A 21,020-nucleotide genomic window follows, 5' to 3' on the forward strand; every position below is an offset into this window, starting at 1 on the left:
AACTGAAGGACTCTTTTGATGTTAAAATGACTTTAAAGAATATGACATTAGAAGAAAGACCTAGAGAAAAGATGCTTGTTAAAGGAGAAAAATGCTTATCTAATTCAGAGTTGTTAGCAATTATTATCCGAACAGGCACTAAATCAAAAAATGCTATTGAATTAGCTAATTATATCATAAATAAAGACACTCAAGGTATAAGATACCTAAAGGATATGACCATAGAAGAGTTATGTGAAATAGATGGAGTAGGACTATCTAAAGCAACGCAAATAAAGGCAGCGCTAGAACTAGGGTCTAGAATCGCTAGTTTTAAGCCTAGTCGATATAAGGTAAAAAACCCTTGGGATATATACAAGTATTATATGGATATTTTAAGATATGAAAAGCAAGAGGTTTTTAAGGTGGTTCTTTTAAATACGAAAAATGAAATAATATCAGATGTAGAAGTATCAAAAGGTACTTTAAATTCTTCTTTAGTACATCCAAGAGATGTATTTAGAGAGGCTATAAAACGAAGTACAAATAAGATAATTCTAATGCACAATCATCCATCTGGTTCTGTCGAGCCATCAAATGAAGATAAAAACATTACATCAAGACTTATTAAGTGCGGAGAACTAATAGGAATAGAAGTAATAGATCATATAATCATAGGTGACGGATTATATTTTAGCTTTAAAGAGAGTATGATAATCTAATTGGATATAGTAAGGAAGGAGAATTAAGTATGTCTAAGGAAAAAAAAGAAAAAAAAGAGAAAAAAGGGTTAATGTCGATGTTTGGATTTAAAAAGATGACAAAGGATATGGGTATAGATTTAGGTACAGCAAATACTTTAGTTTATATAAAAGGACAAGGTATAGTAGTAAGAGAACCATCTGTTGTTGCTATAAGAGATGATAGCAAGGAAGTTTTAGCAGTTGGAGAAGAAGCTAAAAAGATGATAGGTAGAACACCAGGTAATATAATAGCTATAAGACCTATGAAAGATGGGGTTATAGCTGATTTTGATGTTACATCAGCAATGCTTAGTTACTTTATACAAAAAGCAGCAGCTAAAAAGGGTGTAGTAAGTCCTAGAATAGCAATATGTGTACCTTATGGCGTTACAGAAGTAGAAAAAAGAGCTATAGAAGAAGCTGCAAGACAAGCAGGAGCAAGGGATGCATACTTAATAGAAGAACCTATGGCAGCTGCTATAGGAGCTGGTCTTAGAGTTGAAGAGCCAGAAGGAAATATGGTTGTAGATATCGGTGGAGGTACTACTGAAATAGCTGTTATATCTTTAGGAGGTATAGTTACTGCTAAGTCAATAAGAATTGGTGGGGACGAGTTTGATGAGTCTATAGTAGCATATGTTAAAAAAGAATATAACTTAGCTATAGGTGAAAGAACAGCTGAAGATGTTAAAATAAGCATAGGATCAACATTTAAAGGTGATCAAGAAACTAATATGCAAATAAGAGGTAGAGACTTAATATCAGGTCTTCCTAAAACAATAGAAATAGGATCAGCAGAAGTTAGAGATGCTTTAAAAGAGCCTATAAACTCAATAGTAGATGCGATAAAATCAACTTTAGAAAAGACACCACCAGAATTAGCATCAGACATAATGGAAAACGGAATAATGTTAACTGGAGGGGGAGCATTACTTAGAGGTCTTGATAAGTTAGTTAAACAAGAAACAGGTATGCCTGTTACAATAGCAGAAAGCCCACTAGATTGTGTTGCTTTAGGTACTGGTAAATCAGTAGAAGACCAAGAAATATTTGAAAAAGTATTAATGATGAATGCAAGAAAGTAATTAAAAGTTGGTGATATCTTTGAGATTTGATAACAATAAAAAAGGGAAGAAAAAGATCAACGTTAAAGTGATAGCAACAGGAACTGTTGCTATCACTTTAATTGGAATTATAGGAATATCAATAGGTAAATTTTCAGGTAGAAATCCAATAGGTCCTGGACCTATTTTAGATGCTGTATCTGGTGTAGAATCGACATTTAATAAAGGTTTTAAATTCCTAGGTGATGGCCTTGGTGATCTAATTAATTATAAGAAAAATGCTAATAAAATAGATAAGCTAGAAAAAGAAAAGAATGAGTTAAAATTAGAAATAGCTGAATTGAATAAAAAACTAGATGAAGTAGAGTCACTAGAAAGTTTAAAAAAATCATTAAACTTTATAGACGAAAAGTATGAAGCTAAGTCTATAGCAGCTAGTGTTGTCTCAAAAAATGATGGTAACTGGTATGAAAGTTTTGTACTAAGTGCTGGTAGTGCAGACGGAGTTAAAAAGGATAGTTTAGTAGTAAATGGTAATGGCTTAGTTGGTATGGTATATGAAGTTTCTAAAAACTATAGCAAAGCAGTTTCATTGCTTGATAGTAAATCATCAGTAAGTTTTAGACTATTAAAAGACTCTAAATTTAAAGGCGTATTAACTCAAAACTCTACTTTAGATAATAAGGAAAACTACAAAAATAAAGGCTATTTATATGGATATATGTTTGATAGTAATTATGATGTAATTCCAGGAGATGTAATTGTAACATCAGGGCTTGGGTTATATCCAGAAGGTATACCTATAGGTGAAGTTGATAAAGTTATAGATGACAAGAATAAATCTATGAAATCTGTAGTTGTTAAACCTTATGCTGATTTTAAAAATATAGATGATGTAAAAATCATTGAACCTAGAAATATAAGATAAAGGAGACTATAGATATGAAAAGAGTTTTACTTTGTCTTTTAGGTATTTTGTTAGTTATAGTAGAAGGTAGTATTACTAACTATATAAATATATTTAGCGTGAGCTTTAATATAGTAATAATATATATGACGATTATATCTCTGTATTTAGATGAATTAGAAGCAGGTATAATAGGCGCTATAGTAGGTTTAACTAAAGATATAGCCGTAGGTGGAATATTTGGAGTTAATGGTTTAATATTATTTTTAACTTCTTACACAATAAGCCATTTAAAAGATAAAATATACAAGGAAAGTAGTATAACTATATTTGCGCTAGTTTTTTTAACTACACTAGTTGATTCTATTGTAAATATAGCAACCACTATCTTGGTTTATAATAGCTATGGAATAGTTAAGTTACTGATTGTAGGAATTTTAATAATGCCTACTTTAAATAGCCTGTTAAGTATTATTTTATACAAAATATCTAAAAAATCTATATTAAAACTAAAAGAAGATTAGTTGGTGATTTAATGGAGAAAAACAAAAAGATAGATAGATTATTGATAATAAAGAGAATTATTATATGTGTATTTATAGTTATTTCCTTTAAAATATTATATATGACTATTTTTAGACATGACCATTATAAAGAATTAGCTGAAAATAAGACATATAAGGAATTACCTATAAAAGCTCCAAGGGGAGAGATAAGAGATAGATATGGACGTCTAATTGCAGGAAATAAAAATTTATTTACTGTACAAGTATCTGCAGATGGTATAAGTAAAAAAGGCACAGATGGTAAGCCTATGGCTAATGAAATATCATTAGACATAATTAATCTTTTAGAGTCTAATAAAGAACAATATATAGATGAATTTCCTATATACTTTAAAAATGGTAAATTCTATTATACGTTTGATGATAAAATAGATAAATACAAAGAAGAAGAAGGTATACCAAAAGAATTAAATGCTAAAGAAAGTTTCTACTTTATTGTAGATAAGCTAATTAGTGAAGGTGTACTTACGAAAGAAGATAGAAATTTAGACCCTAGGAAGTTACAAAAAAAGCTTAATGAAAATGGAGAATATCCTCCTATACTTGTAAGTAAATGGATGTTTACTGAAGAAAAGAACAAAAAAGACTGGTTAGAAAGTTATAAAATAAAAAATCCTAATATTAGCGCTAAAAATGCATTTAGAGATATTAGAAAATACTATGAGATAGACCCTAAGCTAAGTAATACGGATGCTAGAAAAATACTTATAGTTAGAGACCTTATAAAATCTCAAGGTTATTCTAGATATAATCCAGTTACTATTGCAAAAGATATAAATCAAAATACAATATCTCAAATTGAAGAAAAAGGAATGGAACTTCCAGGGGTATCTGTAGTAGTAGAGCCAGTTAGATATTACCCAGAAGCAAATTTAGCTTCTCATATAATAGGTAATATGGGTAAAATTCCATATAACCAAGAAGAGAAATATCTAAATCCTGAAAAAGAAGGTAAAAAGTACTCAAAGGGAGACATAGTAGGTATAACTGGTGTTGAAAAGAGTTATGAAGAGAAGCTTAAAGGTGTCGATGGGCATAAAAAAGTTCAAGTAGATGCACTAGGTAGAGTAACAAAAGAATTAGATGTACAAGAACCGCAATCAGGAGACACTGTATATCTAAGTATAGATAAAGACCTACAAGAAGTTGCTCAAGATGTACTAAAGAGAACTATAGATGTAGCTAGAACAGCAGGAACTTTCAAAAGTCCTTTTGGAAATAAAAGTTTTTCGCAAGCTGCACCACGTGCAAAATCAGGAGCTGTAGTAGCTATAGATGTAAAAACTGGGGATGTATTAGCTATGGCTAGTTATCCAGATTACGATCCTAATAAATTTGTAAATGGTATATCTTATGAAGACTATGAAAAATTACAACCTAAAAATAAAAATGATGTACTAGCACCTAATGCTCAAGTAAATTTAGCTACTCAAGGGGTATTCCAACCAGGTTCTACATTTAAGATGGTTACAGGTATGGCAGCTATAGATAATGGAATGAATCCAAATTACACAATAAATGATCCAGGAGTTATATTTCTTGGGAAAAAATCTTTTGCCGATTATATATGGAATAAGTCAAGAGGTAGTAATCATGGAGCAACAAATTTATACAAAGCTATACAAGAATCATGTAATATCTATTTCTACACAATAGGTAGTGGTGAAAATAGAGTAGGTGGGAAAGACCCTAATGTAAAAATAGGTCCAAATGATACTCTTAAATATGCTAAATTATTTGGATTAGATGATTATACAGGTCTTAATGACGAAATAGATGAAAAAAAGGGTAGTGTACCAAGTATAGAAACTAAATTAAAATCAGCTAAAGCTTTACTTAGAACATTTTTAGAGAAAGAAATGAAAAATAAGTTTACTGATATAACTAAGGAAAAGAATGAAGCTGAGTATGAAAAAAGAATAGATGAAATTGTTAGTTGGGCAGATGAGCCAACTACAGTCACTAGAGGTGAGGCTATGGAAAGGCTTGCTAAATTAAATGTAAAAGAAAAAGATATAGAGCCTTTAGCTGATGAAATAGTATTTAATCACCTAAAGTTTGCTAAATGGAGTATAGCAGATACATTTAACTTATCTATAGGACAAGGTGAGAATCAATATACGCCAGCTCAAATGGCAAGGTACACTGCAGCTATAGCAAATGGTGGAGATTTAGTTGATTTATCAGTTATAAATAGAGTTGTACCTAGTGATTATAAATCTGTTGATATTGATGAAAATAAAAAAGAAAAGATACCATTTAAAAATAGTGAAAATCTAAAGCATATAACTGAAGGTATGAAGAGAGTTACGACTTCAAGTTCTGTTAAGAGTTTATTTAAGAACTTCCCTGTTAGTGTAGCAGCAAAAACAGGAACAGCTGAAAAAAGTGGTAAGATACCTACAGAAAATGAGGTTGATTATTTAAAAAGCCATATGGGATCTTATGGAGTGGCTTTAGATCAAGCGCTAAGTCTTGCAGAAACTCTTAAAAAGGGAAGAGAGCAAGAGTTATCAGAGGAAAGAGAAAAAGAATTAAAAGAAGAACTAAAATCTAAAGATATAACTGAAGAAAGAAAGAAAGAAATAAAAGAAGAATTAAAAGAAGGTGTAAGCGTTAAATTAGATAAAAATGATGATAAAATAAACGCTGCATACTTAAGAAAAGCTATAAAACAATTAAACCCTAAAATAACAGATGAAGATATAGATGAATATAAACCAAATTATGGTTCCTTTGCATGGAGTGTAGGGTTTGCACCAGCAGATGATCCAGAGATAGCAGTTGTATGTATGATACCTCAAGGTGATTCAAGTACTTATGCAATGTTACCTGTAAGAGAGTTAATAGGAACATATCTTGGATTGACAGATGATTATTTAGCAGCTAATAAAGGTACTGCTAAGAAAGAAGAAAGTAGTAATAAATCGAATAATGATGATATAAATTTTGCTTCTCAGATGAAAAAATAAGAGGAAAAAAATATTTTTTGAAGAATATATAAAAATGATACATTACTCTGGAGGTTGTTATGTCTTTTAAAGAGTTTAGTACCAGAGAACTTGTGGAGTTCAAGGGTAGCAAAAGAGGGATAATTGTAAATATAAAGAAAGAAGCCTCTTTTGAAGAAATAAAACAAAGTATAATAAACAGGCTAGAGTCATCAGTAGGATTTTTTAATGGAGCTAAAATATGTGAGATTAATTGCGATTGTTTAAGTGATATACAAATTTTAGAGATAAAAGAACACATATCATCAAGGTTTGATGTTGAATTTATTGATGATGAGTATAAAAAAGAAAAGTATGAATTTAAAACAAAATATGTCAATAATCTAAGATCTGGTGAAAACATAGAGTTTGATGGAGATGTAGTAGTTATGAATGATATGAAATCAGGATCACAAGTAAGCTCAAAGTCAAATGTAGTAGTTATGGGAAATGTAGATCCAGGTGCAAGAATAGTAGCTAATGGAAATGTTATAATAATGGGAAGTGTTAAGGGGTTTGTCCATGCAGGTTCAGATGGAAATGAAAGTGCTTATGTAGTAGCTAACCACCTAGATGCTAGAATATTACAAATAGCAAATAATATAGCTGAAGCTCCAGAAGATGAGTTTTTTGAAGGAAAAACAATTAATCCAGAAATAGCTTTTGTAAGCGATGGAACTATAGTCATAGAAAACTATTCAAATAAAGTTTAAAAATAAGTATTAATCCATAGGGGGTAGTAACATGAGTGAAGTTATTGTCATAACGTCTGGTAAAGGCGGAGTAGGAAAGACTACTACCGCAGCAAACTTAGGAACTGCTTTAAGTTTGGAAAATAAAAAAGTAGTTATAGTAGACGCAGATATTGGTCTTAGAAATTTAGATGTAGTAATGGGACTTGAAAATAGAATTGTTTATGATATTGTTGATGTTGTAGAGGGAACATGTAGATTAAAACAAGCTTTAATCAAAGATAAAAGATTTGAAAATTTATATTTACTTCCAGCAGCTCAAACAAGAGATAAAAATGCAGTATCTGTTGAGCAAATGCATGATTTATGCCAAAAACTTAGAGAAACATTTGATTATGTATTAATAGATTGCCCTGCCGGTATAGAACAAGGATTTAAAAACGCCATAGCAGGAGCAGACAGAGCGATAGTAGTAACTAATCCGGAAGTTTCTGCAGTAAGAGATGCAGATAGAATAATAGGATTATTAGAAGCCAATGAGATAAAAACTATAGAATTAGTGATAAATAGAATAAGACACGATATGGTAAGACGTGGAGACATGATGGACAAGCAGGACATAATAGAAATATTGGCTATAAAGCTATTAGGATTAGTTCCAGATGATGAAAGTATAATTGTATCTACAAATAAAGGTGAACCTGCAATACTTGATTCAAAATCATTAGCAGGACAAGCTTACAAAAATATAACACAAAGAATATTAGGTAATGATGTACCTATACTAGAAATAGAAGCAGAAAGTGGATTTTTTAGCAAAATAAAGAAGATGTTTGGTATGGCTAAGTAGCAAAGGGGGGAGTATATTCATGTTAGACTTATTTAAAGTTTTTTCAAATGAATCTAAAACTAGTAAATCAGTAGCAAAAGAAAGATTAAAGTTAGTTTTAGTGCATGATAGAGCGGATTGTTCTCCAAAGTTTTTAGAGCTTATAAAGACAGATATACTTAAAGTAATAGCGAATTATGCTGAAATAGAAGAAGATGGACTGGAAATTAAAATGTCTAAAACCAGAGGAGAAGATGATGATATGCCAGTATCTGCATTAATCGCTAATATACCACTAAAGAATTTAAAGGATAGAAATATATAATAGACTAAATGGGGGATTGTTAAGTCCCCCATATTTTAATATACTAAATATAAGACAAAAGACATTAGGAAGTTGGTGAAAATGTGATTGAATATAAGTCAACCGTTAAGTTAATAAAACAACTAGACTGGAAGCTAATAGCTACTGTTTTAGCAATATTTGGATTTGGATTAGTTGTATTAAGTAGTGCAACTCATGCCCATATGACAGGAAATTATGGACAGATATACAAACAAGGATTAGGTTTTGGCCTAGGTATGGTTATGGTCATTGGAATATTATTAATAGACTATAATTTTTTAGGAAAGTACTATAAGGCTTTATATATAGTTAGTTTAATTTTACTGGCTATAGTATTGATACCAGTAATTGGTGCGTCAAGAGGAGGAGCTAGATCTTGGTTAAATTTAGGTCCTTTAGATTTTCAAACTTCAGAAATAGTTAAGTTTACATTTATATTAAGCTATGCAAAGATAGTAGAATCAAAAAAAGGTAAACTTAATAATTTAAAGGAGATAATACCTGTTGTGATGTATGCAGTTCCTTTTATAGGATTATTATTTGCTCAGCCAGACTTAGGTACAGCTATAGTATTTAGTTGTATAATAGGTGGAATGTTGTTTACAGCAGGGCTTGATATGAAACTGATAAAAAGAGTTATAATAGGTGTTTTAGTAGCAGCACCACTTATGTATATGGTAATGGCGCCGCATCAAAAGGAAAGAATAGATGCTTTCTTACATCCTGATGATCCAACTAAAAAGGGTAATTATCAGGTTATGCAGTCAATGATAGCTATAGGGTCAGGAGGAGTAACAGGTAAAGGACTATACGGTGGTACACAAAGCCAGGAGGATTTCTTACCTGTTCAGGAAAGTGACTTCATATTTGCAGTCATAGGAGAAGAACTAGGAGCTATAGGTATGATAGCTGTTTTAGTTTTATATGCAATATTCTTGATACGAATGCTTATTATAGCAAAAGAAGCAAAAGATTTTTATGGAACCTTAATTGTAGTTGGGGTTATGAGTATGTTTGCATACCAGATAATACAAAATATTGGTATGACAGTAGCTTTAATACCGGTTACAGGGGTAACATTACCATTCATAAGTTATGGAGGAAGTTCACTTTTAACATCTTTAGCAAACTTAGGACTGGTACTAAATGTATGTATGAGAAGAAAGAAAATTAACTTTTAGATAAAGTCAAAATATAAACGGGAGGGAATATGAATATAGCATTAATAGCACATGATGAAATGAAAAATACAATGGTAGGATTTTGTATAGGATATGAAGAAATTCTTAAAAAGTATAAGGTGTATGCAACTGGAACAACTGGAAAAATAATAATGGATGCTACAGATATTAAAATAACTAGGTTAGCTTCAGGACCTTTAGGAGGAGATCAGCAAATAGGATCATTAGTAGTTTCTCAAGATATAGATTTAGTGATCTTTCTAAGAGATCCTCTTACATCTCAAGCTCATGAGCCGGATATACAAGCCTTAATTAGATTGTGTGATGTATATCATGTACCAGTAGCTACAAATTTAGCATCAGCAGAGATTTTTATAAAAGCTTTAGATAGGGGAGAGCTTTCTTGGAGAGAAGTTAGAAAAACTAAAAGTCAAAGAGTATAAAAATAAGCACCTAATATTAGGTGCTTATTTTTATACTCTTTTAATATGAAGAAGTTTATTAATTTTTGTAAGTAACTAAAAAAGTACCTCATATATGAGGTACTTTAATATATTATTATTTAACTAATTTAGCAAATTCTTTACCGTAGTTAACACATTCTTGACAAGTTTCTTCTGAAGGGAAGAATTTCTTTTTCATAGTAGGAACTGGCATTTTGAAAGCCATAGCCTTTAATAAGTTTTCAGCCATAGTTATACCTTCTCCACTCCATCCGTAAGAACCAAATACACCAGCTATTTTTCCTTGGTTAGCCATAGGGTCTATAGTAGAGAATAAATCCCACATAGGTTTAACCATAGTTCTGTTTATAGTTGGAGAACCTAATAATATTACTTTAGACATAACTACTGCATCATGCATTTCTTTTAAATCAAGTTCTTCTAAATCATAAAGTTTAACTTCAGCACCTTCTTCAACTAATCCTTTTTCTATGTTTTTAGCCATTTCTAAAGTATTAGTGTAAGCTGATAAGTAGAATATTGCAACTTGATTTTGGTTTGTAGTATTAACAACTTCAGTTGACCAATCTAAATATCTCTTAACTGCTGCCATTGGATCCTTAGTAAGCATAGGACCATGAGAAGTTAATATTGTATCAAAGTCTATTTTAAGTTCAACAACTTTATTTATAGCACTTAAAACATGCTTAGCGAATGGTTTAACTATACAATCATAGTAGTGCTTAGCTGATTTTAAGTAATCTTCACTTTCTACAGCATTAGGATCTACACTTGCAAAGTGACATCCGAAAGCATCACAAGTGAATAAAGTTTTATCTTCTTCAACATAAGTAAACATTGTATCAGCCCAATGTAAGAATGGAGCTGTTATGAACTTAAGATTTCTCTTACCTATGTTTAAAGTTTCTCCATCTTTTATAACGTGGCACTTAAAAGGTCTATTTACTTGTTCAGCTAAGTAAGTTTTAGCAACAGCTGTACAGTAAACTTCCACATCAGGGTTTATATCTAATATATATTTTAAGCAACCAGCATGATCTGGTTCTGTATGATGTATAACTACATAATCTATGTCTTTTATATCAGTAACTTCTGATACATTTTTTAAAAACTCGTCCTTAAAGTTTGGTTTTACAGTATCGAATAATACAGTTTTTTCATCTTTTATAACATAACAGTTATAAGTAGTACCAAATTCTGTTTCCATTATAATATCAAATACTTTTAAATCTTTATCTACAACACCTGTAAAGTAAATATCTTTTTTTACTTCAAATACATTACTCATTATAAATCCTCCTAAAAACATTATATAAAGATTATACCCATATAAATTACATTAAAACAATTTAATTTTAAATTAAATGTAAAAAATAAATAACTTATGTACTTTAAACAGCTATTTATTTGATAACTACTATTATTGTAACAAAAAATACTTTTTATAAAAGGTATAAATTAGATTTTTTTATTAATTATAAAATATAGACACAATATTTTAATTTACTAATTTTAAAATATAAAACTATATAAAATAATTAATAATATTTTGATAGATAATGTTATATCGTGTATAATAATATTTATGCTTATAAACAATAAACTTATTTGGAGGTTTTAACATAAATGAATAAAGTAGACTTAAAAAGAATTTTAAAAAAAGTTGAAAAGCCTGCTAGATATCTTGGAAATGAAATAAATTCAATTCATAAAGATACAACAAATGAAAATTTAATAAGATATGCACATTGTTTCCCAGACTTATATGAAGTAGGAATGAGTCACTTAGGAAGTCATATATTATATGATGTTATAAATAAGGATGAAGAAGTATTTTGCGAAAGGGTATATGCTCCAGCTGTAGATATGGAAGCGATGATGAGGGAAAAAAATTTACCATTATTTGCTCTAGAATCAAGAGAACCTATAACAAATTTTGATTTTGTTACATTTACGCTTCAATATGAACTTTCTTACACTAATATATTGAATATGTTAGATTTAGCTAATATACCATTATTAAGAGAAGAAAGAAAGCTAGATGATCCATTTATATTAGTAGGTGGACCATGTGCTTACAATCCAGAGCCTTTAGCTGATTTTGTTGACATAGTAATATTAGGTGAGGGTGAAGAAGTAAACCCAGAAGTTATAAATGCCTATAAAGAATGGAAAAAAAATAAAACCACTAGAGAAGACTTTTTACAAAAGATATCTACAATAGAAGGGGTTTATATACCAAGCTTCTATGATGTTTCATACAATGAAGACGGAACTGTTAAAGAAGTAGTACCAAATAGAGAAGGTGTACCTCAAAAACCAAGAAAAAGAATAATAAAAAATATGGAAGAAGTCCCATATCCAGAAAAATTAATAGTTCCTTTTATAGAAACTGTTCATAACAGAATAGTACTTGAACTGTTTAGAGGATGTACAAGAGGATGTAGATTCTGCCAAGCAGGTATGATATATAGACCAATAAGAGAAAAAAGTGTAGCGAGATTAAAAGAATTACTAGAAAAACTAGTTAAAAACACTGGATATGATGAAATATCATTATCTTCGTTAAGTACTAGTGACTATAGTGAATTAGCAGAGCTTACTGATTATTTAGTTGATGAATATACTCCTAAAAATATAGGAATATCTCTACCATCATTAAGACTTGATAATTTCTCTATGGAAATAGCAGAAAAAATACAACAAGTAAGAAAGTCCGGACTTACATTTGCTCCAGAAGCAGGGACACAAAGATTAAGAGATGTTATAAATAAAGGTGTAAGTGAACAAGACTTAGAAAATGCAACTAGAAAAGCATTTGAAATGGGATGGAATAGTGTTAAATTATACTTCATGATAGGTCTTCCAACAGAAACTTATGATGATTTAGATGGAATAGCAAAACTTGCTTATGATGTAATAGATACTTATAGAGATGTAAATGGTGGAAAGTTAAGAAGAGCATTTGGTGTTACAGTAAGTACATCTACATTTGTACCTAAGCCATTTACACCATTCCAATGGCATGGACAAGATACAACAGAAACAGTTATAGAAAAGCAAAGATATTTAGTTAAAAAGTTAAAAAATGGGAATATAAAATATAACTACCATGATTCAAAAACTAGTTTAATGGAAGCTGTTGTAGCTAGAGGAGATAGAAAAATAGGTAAAGTTATATATGATGCTTTCAAAATGGGTGCTAAATTTGATGGTTGGTCAGAACACTTTAATTTAGATACTTGGAAAGAAGCTATGGCTAAAAATAACTTAGAAATAGCATTTTATGCTAATAGAGAGAGAGAATATGAAGAAGTATTCCCTTGGGACCATATAGACGTTGGAGTTTCTAAGAAATTCTTAGTTAGAGAAAATGAAAAAGCTAAACAAGACACAGTTACAGTAGATTGTAGACATAAATGTAATGGTTGTGGAATAAATGCACATGAAATAGGAAGGGGGCTTTGTTAATGGAAAACAAAATAATAAGAACTAAATTTAACAAAGAAGGAGATATGATATATATATCGCATCTTGATTTGCAAAAACTTTTACAAAGAGCCTTTAGAAGAGCTGAAATAGATTTAGCACATTCTCAAGGATACAATCCCCATCCAAAAATAAGTTACGGAAATGCTTTAGCTCTAGGTACAGAAAGTCAAGGAGAGTATGTAGACGTTGAAATAGAAGGTGATATAACTGTAGATGAGTATTTATCTAGAATGAATGAACAATTACCAGAAGGTATAAAATTTATACAAGCTGAGGAAATAACTAAACAAACTCCATCATTATCATCTACTATAGAGTATGGAGAATATGTATTTACTATAGAAACAGAAAAAATATTAACTAAAGAGTTCATAAAAAATCAAATATTAGATTTTATGGCTCAAAAAGAAATAATGATAACTAAGAGAAATAAAAAAGGTAAGTTAGTAGAGTCAGATATAAGACCTATGATAAAATTATTTGATTTATTAGATGCAGAAGATAATAAAATAATTTTAGAAGCTACAATAGCGACAGGATCTAAGGCTAACTTAAATACTTCTATATTTATACCAAAAATATTAGAAATGTTAGAATTAGAAATGGACCCATTAGATGTAGATATATTAAGAAGAGACTTATATGTAGTGAAAGATGGACAATTAGTAAGTCCTATGTAAAAAAAGGTGGATTTATCCACCTTTTTTAGTAGTTAAAAAGATTATTGATTTATTAGGAGTGAAGTATGAAGGATATAATAATAGAATCTCTTATATCATCTGAGAAAGTGGCTGTACTTGAAGACAATAAATTAAGTGAGGTATATATAGAGGATAATAAAAAGAACAAAAAAGTCTCTAATATATATAGAGGTATAGTAAAAAAAGTATTGCCAGGAATAGAAGCATGTTTTGTAGACATAGGTTTCGATAGACTTGCATACCTTCAATTAAAAAAAGAAGACAATATAAAAGCAGGGCAAGAAATAATGGTTCAAGTAAATAAAGAAGAGATAGGAAATAAAGGAGCCAAATTAAATCTTGAAATAAGTTTATCTGGAAGATATATAGTTTATATACCGTCAAATGATAGAATAACTATGTCTAACAAAATAACAGATGAGAAAGAAAGATTTAGATTAAAAAAGCTAGCTAAATCAATTATTAAAGACAATACAGGTATAATTATAAGAACAGAAGCAGTAGGATGTAGCTTAGAAGATTTAAAAGAGGACATAGAAAACTTAAAAAGTCAATATGATTTAATCTTAAAAGAGTTTAAATTAGGAATAGGACCTAAGCTGCTTTATAAATCATTGGATTTTGCAAGTAAATACATTAAAGATTATATAAGTGAAGATTTAGGTAAAATAGTTACAAATGATGAAAAAAAGTATAATGAATTAAAAGAACTATTAAAATCTATAGATAAAAAATATGTAGGCAAAATTATATTAGAAAAAAATAAAGATGTATTTGATATATACAATGTAAATTCTCAAATACAAAAGTGTCTTAATAAAAAAGTATGGTTAAGTAGTGGTGGATACTTAATAATAGAAAAAACTGAAGCTTTAACGGTTATAGATGTAAATACGGGAAAAAATATAGGCAATATAAAACTAAGAGACACAATATATAAAACTAATTTAGAAGCAGCTATAGAAATAGCTAGACAAATAAAAATTAGAGATATATCTGGAATAATTATAATTGATTTTATAGATATGGAAAAAGAAAGTCAAAAAAGAGAACTTATAAAGGTACTAGAAGAAGAATTAAGTAAAGATAAAAGAAAATCTAAGGTATTAGGGATGACAAAATTAGGTTTAGTTGAGATAGCAAGAAGAAGAGAAAAAGACCCTATATATAATTATTATTTAGATGAGTGCAATTTATGCAAGGGCGACTCTTTTGTTATATCTACCAAAACTATAATAGATAATATAGAAAAAGAAACTATGAGAATTAAAGAACATACATCATATAACAATATAACAATTGAAATTAATAAAAAAGTATATGAAGATATAAATAAAAATTTTGAGGATATAATTAAAAGTATAAGTAAAAAATATAGTATAAATCTTGAGTTAAAAGGTTTACCTGAAATTAATATAGAAAAAGTGAATATAATTTATAATAGTTAGTTGACAAATGTATAATAACGTAGTAATATTAATAAATGTAATGCCGCACAGAACAGGTTTAAAACTTCTTACTGAAGTACCTGTATGGCGAGTTTGAGACCGAGGAGGTGTATTTAATGTACGCTATAGTTAAAACAGGTGGAAAGCAATATAAAGTTGCTGAAGGTGATGTATTATTCGTTGAAAAGTTAGAAGCTAACGAAGGTGATGTGGTTACTTTAAACGAAGTATTAGCTTGCACTAAAGACGGAGAGTTAGTAGTTGGAGCTCCAGTTGTTGAAGGTGCTTCTGTTCAAGCAAAAGTTGTTGAGCAAGGTAAAGCTAAGAAAGTTGTAGTTTACAAGTACAAAGCTAAGAAAGACTACAGAAGAAAGCAAGGACATCGTCAACCATACACTAAGATAGTTGTTGAAAAAATAAACGCTTAATTAGTGAATAGTAATGATTAAAGTTAAATATTATTACAACGATGATTTCTTAATGAAAGGCTTTTGTCTAAAAGGTCATGCTGATTTCGCTGAAATAGGCTATGATATAGTATGTTCTGCAGTAACATCTAATGCAATTGCAGTCATAAATTCTTTAGACAAGCTTGTTAAAGTTGAATTTGAAAAAGTAGTAGGTCAAGAAGGTCATATAGAGTGTATAGTTAAAGATAAACATCTAAATGATTCTCAACTATTATTAAATCATTTTCAATTAGCTATTGAAGGAATTAAAAGGGAATATCCCAAAAACATAAAAATCTTAAAAAAGTAGGGGGTGACTCCAAATGTTAAACATGAACTTACAGTTACTTGCATCTAAGAAAGGGGTAGGATCTTCTAAGAACGGTAGAGATTCTATATCTAAGAGATTAGGTGTTAAGAGATTTGACGGACAAGTAGTTACTGCTGGTAGTATAATAGTAAGACAAAGAGGAACTAAGATACATCCAGGAACTAACGTAGGTAAAGGTGGAGATGACACTTTATTTGCATTAGTTGACGGTGCTGTTAAATTCGAAAGAAAAGATAAGAAGAGAAAGAAAGTAAGTGTATACCCAGTATCTATAGCTGAGTAATACTTAAAAAAGGAGTGTTAATGCACTCCTTTTTCTTGTAGATAGATATTTTACTGATTAAAGTCAGTTAAATCGGGAAAAATAATCAAAAAGACCCTAATTAAATTAATTGAAGGTCGATCAAGTAGGTGATTAATTTGTTTATAGATAGAGCGAGAATTTTTATTAAGGCCGGGAACGGTGGTAACGGATCGGTATCTTTTAGAAGAGAAAAATATGTTCCAGCTGGTGGACCAGATGGAGGAGACGGTGGACGCGGTGCAAGTGTTATATTTGAAGTTGACTTAGGTCTTAGAACATTAATGGATTTCAAATATCAGAGAAAATATGCTGCAGAAAACGGTGGAGACGGAAGTAAAAAAAGAAAAGCAGGTAAAAATGGAGAGGATTTAATTCTTAAAGTTCCTGCAGGTACTGTAGTTAGAGATGAAGCTACAGGACTTATATTAGCGGATTTAAAAGAAGAGGGAGATAGAGCTGTAATAGCTAAAGGTGGTAGAGGTGGAAAAGGGAACCAACACTTTGGTAACTCAGTAAGACAAGCTCCAGCTTTTGCTAAATCTGGTACAGATGGAGAAGAAAGATGGGTAACTCTTGAGCTTAAAATGATAGCTGATGTTGGGTTACTAGGATTCCCTAACGTAGGAAAATCTACTTTTTTATCAGTAGTTACTAAGGCTAAGCCAAAAATAGCAAACTATCACTTTACAACATTAACACCAAACTTAGGTGTTGTTCAAACTAAATTTGGTGATAGTTTTGTGTTAGCAGATATACCAGGTCTTATAGAGGGAGCTGCTGAAGGAGTTGGTCTTGGACACGACTTCTTAAGACATGTTGAAAGAACTAAAGTATTAATACATATAGTTGATATATCAGGACTAGAAGGTAGAGATGCATTAGAAGATTTTGATAAGATAAATGATGAACTTAAGTTATACAATGAAAAATTATCAACTAGACCACAAATTGTTGTTGCTAATAAAATAGATATACTTGAAGATGAAAGTGTATTTGAAGAATTTAAAAACAACTTAGAAGGCAGAGGGTATAAAGTATTTAAAATGTCTGCTGCTACTAGAGAGGGTGTAGATGATGTAATAGCATATGTTTCTGAGATACTAAGAGATGTTGAAGAAATAGAGTTATTCACAGAAGAAGAAATGTATAAGCCAGAACTTGATAATACAGAAGAAGAAGGTTTAAACATAGAAATAGAAGACGGAGTGTATGTTGTTACTGGTAAGGCACTAAGAAGAATAATGTACTCTGTTAACTTTGATGATATGGAATCTATCCAATATTTCCAAAAGGCTATGGAAGGCGAAGGTGTTTTTGATAGACTAAGAGAGATGGGAATAGAAGATGGAGATACTGTTAGAATATATGAATTAGAATTTGAATTCTACAATTAAAAATTAAGAGGTGACAAAATGTTAAAAGGTAAGCAAAGAGCATACTTAAGATCAATAGCTAACACTTTAAAGCCTGTTACTCAAATAGGTAAAGATGGTGTTACAGAGAGTTTCTTAGAACAATTAGATGATATGTTAAGAGTTAGAGAAATAGTTAAAGTAACTATACTTGATAATGCAGGATTAGATGCTAAAGAAACTGCTAATGCTGTATGTGAAGCTTTAAGAGCGGAATTTGTACAAGCTATAGGATATAAATTTACAATATATAGAAAAAATCAAGAAGAACCAAAGATATTCTTCCCAGGTCAAGAACCAGCTAAACCAAAGGTTAAGCCAGAAAATATGACTAAAAAAGGAAAGCCTACTAAAAAGGCATTTAGAAAATAAGTTAGTAAAATAACCATCTATTTTAGATGGTTATTTTTTATAAAAAAGATTTTATATTATAATGAAGTATATAGATTTTTACAAAAAATAATGTTAATATAATAACTAAGAATGGTATAAAAAGTAAGGCAAAATACTAACTTAATTATAAAATATAAAATGACTGCAATTTAGGAGGCAAAAATGAGAGTTATAATAATTGGTGCAGTTGCGGCTGGAATGAGTGCGGCTGCAAAACTTAAAAGAATTAAACCAGATTATGAAGTTGTGGTATATGAAAAGGGAGAAGTTGTATCATTTGGAGCTTGTGGATTGCCATATTTTGTTGGAGGATTTTTTGATGACCCTAACAATATGATAGCAAGAAGTCCAGAAAAGTTTAGAGAAACTGGAATAGACTTAAATATACATCATGAAGTAGTAAAAGTCGATGCAATAAACAAAAAGGTTATAGTTAAAAACTTAGAAACTGGTGTTGAATTTGAAGATTCTTACGACAAGTTAATGGTAGCAACAGGTGCATATAGTGTAATACCACCTATAAAGAATGTACAGCTAGAAAACGTATCTACATTAAAGAGCATGGCAGATGGAATAAAAGTAAAAGAATTATTAAATAAAGAAGAAAATAAAGATGTAGTTATAATAGGGGCTGGATTTATAGGTCTAGAAGCTGTTGAAGCTGCTAAAAAATTAGGTAAAAATGTAACAGTAATTCAATCTACAAGTAGAATACTTGAGAATGTATTTGATAAAGAAATGACTGATGTTTTAGAAGAGGAAATTAAAAAACATAATGTTGATTTAAGATTAGAAGAACTTGCAGCAGAACTTGTTGGACAAACTAAAGTAGAAAAAGTTATAACTAATAAAGGTGAAATAAAAGCTGATGTAGTTATAATAGCTACTGGAGTTAGACCAGCTACTGATTTTATAAAAGATACAGGTATAAATATGTTACCTAATGGAGCAATAATAGTTGATGAATATGGAAAATCTTCTATAGAAGATATATATGCAGCTGGAGATTGTGCTACTATAAAAAATATAGTAAGCGGACAAGATTCTTATGTTCCATTAGCGACAGGAGCCAATAAATTAGGAAGAATAGTTGGAGAAAATTTAGCTGGAGCTAATAATAAGTTCCAAGGTTCTTTAGGATCAAGTTGTATTAAAGTTATGGACATGGAAGCAGGTTCTACAGGACTTACAGAAGTACAAGCACAAAAGCTTGGATTAGACTTTAAAGTTAAGTTTATATCTGATTTTAACCAAACTAATTACTACCCAGGTAGAAATAAGATATATGTTAAGTTAGTATATGATGCAAAAACAAAGGTTATATTAGGTGGACAAGTTGTTGGATTTAAAGATGCAGTTCAAAGAACTAATGTAATAGCGACAGCAGTATTTGCTAAATTAACAACTAATCAATTAGGTATGTTAGATTTATGTTACGCACCTCCATTTGCTAGAACTTGGGATGTACTAAACGTAGCAGGAAATGTGGCTAAATAGTAACTTAATATCGATAAATGATTAAAAATAGGTTATTAGGCATGCTTATTATGCTTAATAACCTATTTTTAATGTAATATTAATATAATGTATTTTGATAATTAATCTTTAAAGTTTAAATTAAAGCTTAATCTATCTTCTCCTATAATTGTATTCTTAAAAACACTAGTAGCATTATTTAAATATATATATGGGTCTTCAAGAGAAGGGCTAAAATGAGTTAAAATAAGCTTGTCTACATTTCCTAATCTAGCAAGGTTTGCAGCTTCTCTAAAGGTCATATGATGATTTTTAACAGCTTTTGAAATATCCATATCATCACCATACATACCCTCACATACAAACAAATTACTATCCTTTATAAATTCTGGTATAGATAGTAAAGGTCTAGTATCTGTAATAAAACTAACTTTAATTCCCTTTCTATTATCTCCTAGCACCATAGAAGGAGTATATTCTACCTCGTTATATACAATATTTTTTCCAGATTGAAGTTTTTGCCAAAGTATAATAGGAACATTATTACTAATTGCCTTTTCTTTATTAAATTTAGGCCTTCTCTTAAAATATAAACTATATCCGAGACATTCTCTAGAATGGTCAAGTTCCATAGTTGAGATTTCAATGTCTTTTAATATATCATGGTCTAAAGAAAAAGTATTTTTAGGATTTTCTATAATATTTAATTTATAAGGTATGTATTCAATTAAAACCATAACAGCATTTATATATTCCTTTATACCAACTGGGCCAACTATAGTTAGGTCATCAGTACGGCCACTATTACCAATAGTAGATAAAAGGCCAGGTAATCCATTAAAGTGATCTCCGTGTAAATGTGTTATAAGAATTAGATCGAGGTTTTTAAATCCGCAATTTTTCATTTTCATAGATATTTGAGTACCTTCACCACAATCTATTAATATTTTACTACCATTGTAATTTATAAAAAGAGAAGATAAATATCTATTAGGGGTAGGGAGATTCCCTCCGCATCCAAGTAAAATTAAATCAATCATTATAAACTCCTCATAAAATAGTTTTTATATAATTAATTACCCAGGAAATAGTATTTGCTGTAGCAAAAAGAAATATTTATAGATAAAAAATATATATTAATTTAAATAAAGTATAAACTTTAAGATTTATAGCAAAAAATGGATTATAAATTTATAATCCATTTTATCTAAGGCTATCTTGTCTATATAGTTGAATAAGATTATATATACCTA

General features: G+C 29.9%; 21 protein-coding genes. 19 read left to right on the top strand and 2 right to left on the bottom strand.

The window, feature by feature from the left end:
• Positions 1-41 precede the first annotated feature (41 nt).
• From radC to mgsA, 10 genes are all read left to right on the top strand, one after another.
• Positions 42-701, top strand: a complete 660-nt coding sequence (gene radC / locus ABCP60_RS00215; RefSeq protein WP_141664395.1) for a DNA repair protein RadC — start codon at positions 42-44, stop codon at positions 699-701.
• A gap of 29 nt (positions 702-730) precedes the next feature.
• On the top strand, positions 731-1,807 hold the full coding sequence (locus ABCP60_RS00220; RefSeq protein WP_343101016.1) for a rod shape-determining protein: 1,077 nt from the start codon (positions 731-733) through the stop codon (positions 1,805-1,807).
• Between the two features lie 10 nt (positions 1,808-1,817).
• Positions 1,818-2,714, top strand: coding sequence for a rod shape-determining protein MreC (gene mreC / locus ABCP60_RS00225; protein WP_343101428.1), 897 nt, complete (start codon positions 1,818-1,820; stop codon positions 2,712-2,714).
• A 14-nt stretch (positions 2,715-2,728) separates the two neighbouring features.
• Positions 2,729-3,217: a rod shape-determining protein MreD gene (mreD, locus tag ABCP60_RS00230; RefSeq protein WP_343101017.1), complete on the top strand. Its 489-nt coding sequence runs from the start codon at positions 2,729-2,731 to the stop codon at positions 3,215-3,217.
• A gap of 11 nt (positions 3,218-3,228) precedes the next feature.
• Positions 3,229-6,231, top strand: coding sequence for a penicillin-binding transpeptidase domain-containing protein (locus ABCP60_RS00235; protein ID WP_343101018.1), 3,003 nt, complete (start codon positions 3,229-3,231; stop codon positions 6,229-6,231).
• A 59-nt stretch (positions 6,232-6,290) separates the two neighbouring features.
• The gene (locus ABCP60_RS00240) at positions 6,291-6,962 is read left to right on the top strand and encodes a septum site-determining protein MinC (protein WP_092927257.1); all 672 of its coding nucleotides are present in this window, start codon (positions 6,291-6,293) and stop codon (positions 6,960-6,962) included.
• Positions 6,963-6,993: 31 nt separating this feature from the next.
• Complete coding sequence (gene minD, locus ABCP60_RS00245) at positions 6,994-7,791, top strand: septum site-determining protein MinD (protein WP_092927255.1); 798 nt, start codon at positions 6,994-6,996, stop codon at positions 7,789-7,791.
• A gap of 19 nt (positions 7,792-7,810) precedes the next feature.
• Entirely contained in the window at positions 7,811-8,095 is a 285-nt protein-coding gene (gene minE / locus ABCP60_RS00250) for a cell division topological specificity factor MinE (RefSeq protein WP_092927253.1), read from the top strand.
• A gap of 83 nt (positions 8,096-8,178) precedes the next feature.
• Positions 8,179-9,297, top strand: coding sequence for a rod shape-determining protein RodA (rodA, locus tag ABCP60_RS00255; protein WP_092927251.1), 1,119 nt, complete (start codon positions 8,179-8,181; stop codon positions 9,295-9,297).
• Positions 9,298-9,326: 29 nt separating this feature from the next.
• Positions 9,327-9,740, top strand: coding sequence for a methylglyoxal synthase (gene mgsA / locus ABCP60_RS00260; protein WP_092927249.1), 414 nt, complete (start codon positions 9,327-9,329; stop codon positions 9,738-9,740).
• A gap of 115 nt (positions 9,741-9,855) precedes the next feature.
• Here the strand turns inward: mgsA and ABCP60_RS00265 are convergent, their stop codons facing one another.
• The gene (locus tag ABCP60_RS00265) at positions 9,856-11,049 is read right to left on the bottom strand and encodes an FprA family A-type flavoprotein (protein WP_195580836.1); all 1,194 of its coding nucleotides are present in this window, start codon (positions 11,047-11,049) and stop codon (positions 9,856-9,858) included.
• A 338-nt stretch (positions 11,050-11,387) separates the two neighbouring features.
• Between ABCP60_RS00265 and ABCP60_RS00270 the strand changes: the two genes are divergently transcribed.
• The 9 genes from ABCP60_RS00270 (at position 11,388) to ABCP60_RS00310 (ending at position 19,788) form a co-directional block, all read left to right on the top strand.
• Positions 11,388-13,232 (top strand): TIGR03960 family B12-binding radical SAM protein, encoded by a 1,845-nt coding sequence (locus ABCP60_RS00270; RefSeq protein WP_195580837.1) that lies wholly within the window; start codon positions 11,388-11,390, stop codon positions 13,230-13,232.
• Positions 13,232-13,933, top strand: a complete 702-nt coding sequence (locus ABCP60_RS00275) for a TIGR03936 family radical SAM-associated protein (protein ID WP_092927244.1) — start codon at positions 13,232-13,234, stop codon at positions 13,931-13,933. The genes ABCP60_RS00270 and ABCP60_RS00275 overlap by 1 nt, the downstream gene beginning before the upstream one ends.
• Positions 13,934-13,998: 65 nt before the next feature.
• On the top strand, positions 13,999-15,402 hold the full coding sequence (locus ABCP60_RS00280; protein WP_195580838.1) for an Rne/Rng family ribonuclease: 1,404 nt from the start codon (positions 13,999-14,001) through the stop codon (positions 15,400-15,402).
• Positions 15,403-15,518: 116 nt separating this feature from the next.
• Positions 15,519-15,830 carry a 50S ribosomal protein L21 gene (gene rplU, locus ABCP60_RS00285; protein WP_092927240.1) on the top strand — a complete coding sequence of 104 codons (312 nt, stop codon included), beginning with the start codon at positions 15,519-15,521 and terminating at the stop codon, positions 15,828-15,830.
• Positions 15,831-15,843: 13 nt separating this feature from the next.
• Positions 15,844-16,161 (top strand): ribosomal-processing cysteine protease Prp, encoded by a 318-nt coding sequence (locus ABCP60_RS00290; protein WP_092927238.1) that lies wholly within the window; start codon positions 15,844-15,846, stop codon positions 16,159-16,161.
• A gap of 13 nt (positions 16,162-16,174) precedes the next feature.
• Entirely contained in the window at positions 16,175-16,465 is a 291-nt protein-coding gene (gene rpmA, locus ABCP60_RS00295) for a 50S ribosomal protein L27 (protein WP_071121257.1), read from the top strand.
• Between the two features lie 137 nt (positions 16,466-16,602).
• On the top strand, positions 16,603-17,880 hold the full coding sequence (gene obgE / locus ABCP60_RS00300) for a GTPase ObgE (protein ID WP_092927236.1): 1,278 nt from the start codon (positions 16,603-16,605) through the stop codon (positions 17,878-17,880).
• Between the two features lie 18 nt (positions 17,881-17,898).
• Positions 17,899-18,270, top strand: a complete 372-nt coding sequence (locus ABCP60_RS00305) for a YhbY family RNA-binding protein (protein ID WP_092927234.1) — start codon at positions 17,899-17,901, stop codon at positions 18,268-18,270.
• A 183-nt stretch (positions 18,271-18,453) separates the two neighbouring features.
• Entirely contained in the window at positions 18,454-19,788 is a 1,335-nt protein-coding gene (locus ABCP60_RS00310; RefSeq protein WP_092927233.1) for a CoA-disulfide reductase, read from the top strand.
• 101 nt (positions 19,789-19,889) lie between these two features.
• Here ABCP60_RS00310 and ABCP60_RS00315 read toward each other — a convergent pair whose 3' ends face one another.
• Positions 19,890-20,807 (bottom strand): ribonuclease Z, encoded by a 918-nt coding sequence (locus ABCP60_RS00315; protein ID WP_343101019.1) that lies wholly within the window; start codon positions 20,805-20,807, stop codon positions 19,890-19,892.
• Positions 20,808-21,020 lie beyond the last annotated feature (213 nt).

Source organism: Romboutsia sp. MSSM.1001216sp_RTP31141st1_G3_RTP31141_220114, from assembly GCF_039031195.1.
GTDB classification, from domain to species: Bacteria; Bacillota; Clostridia; order Peptostreptococcales; family Peptostreptococcaceae; genus Romboutsia_C; species Romboutsia_C hominis.

Bases quoted from the DNA above. Each gene is read 5' to 3' on its own strand.
- radC (WP_141664395.1), top strand. From the start codon at position 42: ATGACATTAGAAGAAAGACCTAGAGAAAAGATGCTTGTTAAAGGAGAA.
- ABCP60_RS00220 (WP_343101016.1), top strand. From the start codon at position 731: ATGTCTAAGGAAAAAAAAGAAAAAAAAGAGAAAAAAGGGTTAATGTCG.
- mreD (WP_343101017.1), top strand. From the start codon at position 2,729: ATGAAAAGAGTTTTACTTTGTCTTTTAGGTATTTTGTTAGTTATAGTA.
- ABCP60_RS00235 (WP_343101018.1), top strand. From the start codon at position 3,229: ATGGAGAAAAACAAAAAGATAGATAGATTATTGATAATAAAGAGAATT.
- ABCP60_RS00240 (WP_092927257.1), top strand. From the start codon at position 6,291: ATGTCTTTTAAAGAGTTTAGTACCAGAGAACTTGTGGAGTTCAAGGGT.
- minD (WP_092927255.1), top strand. From the start codon at position 6,994: ATGAGTGAAGTTATTGTCATAACGTCTGGTAAAGGCGGAGTAGGAAAG.
- minE (WP_092927253.1), top strand. From the start codon at position 7,811: ATGTTAGACTTATTTAAAGTTTTTTCAAATGAATCTAAAACTAGTAAA.
- mgsA (WP_092927249.1), top strand. From the start codon at position 9,327: ATGAATATAGCATTAATAGCACATGATGAAATGAAAAATACAATGGTA.
- ABCP60_RS00265 (WP_195580836.1), bottom strand. From the start codon at position 11,049: ATGAGTAATGTATTTGAAGTAAAAAAAGATATTTACTTTACAGGTGTT.
- ABCP60_RS00270 (WP_195580837.1), top strand. From the start codon at position 11,388: ATGAATAAAGTAGACTTAAAAAGAATTTTAAAAAAAGTTGAAAAGCCT.
- ABCP60_RS00275 (WP_092927244.1), top strand. From the start codon at position 13,232: ATGGAAAACAAAATAATAAGAACTAAATTTAACAAAGAAGGAGATATG.
- ABCP60_RS00280 (WP_195580838.1), top strand. From the start codon at position 13,999: ATGAAGGATATAATAATAGAATCTCTTATATCATCTGAGAAAGTGGCT.
- rplU (WP_092927240.1), top strand. From the start codon at position 15,519: ATGTACGCTATAGTTAAAACAGGTGGAAAGCAATATAAAGTTGCTGAA.
- ABCP60_RS00290 (WP_092927238.1), top strand. From the start codon at position 15,844: ATGATTAAAGTTAAATATTATTACAACGATGATTTCTTAATGAAAGGC.
- rpmA (WP_071121257.1), top strand. From the start codon at position 16,175: ATGTTAAACATGAACTTACAGTTACTTGCATCTAAGAAAGGGGTAGGA.
- ABCP60_RS00305 (WP_092927234.1), top strand. From the start codon at position 17,899: ATGTTAAAAGGTAAGCAAAGAGCATACTTAAGATCAATAGCTAACACT.
- ABCP60_RS00310 (WP_092927233.1), top strand. From the start codon at position 18,454: ATGAGAGTTATAATAATTGGTGCAGTTGCGGCTGGAATGAGTGCGGCT.
- ABCP60_RS00315 (WP_343101019.1), bottom strand. From the start codon at position 20,807: ATGATTGATTTAATTTTACTTGGATGCGGAGGGAATCTCCCTACCCCT.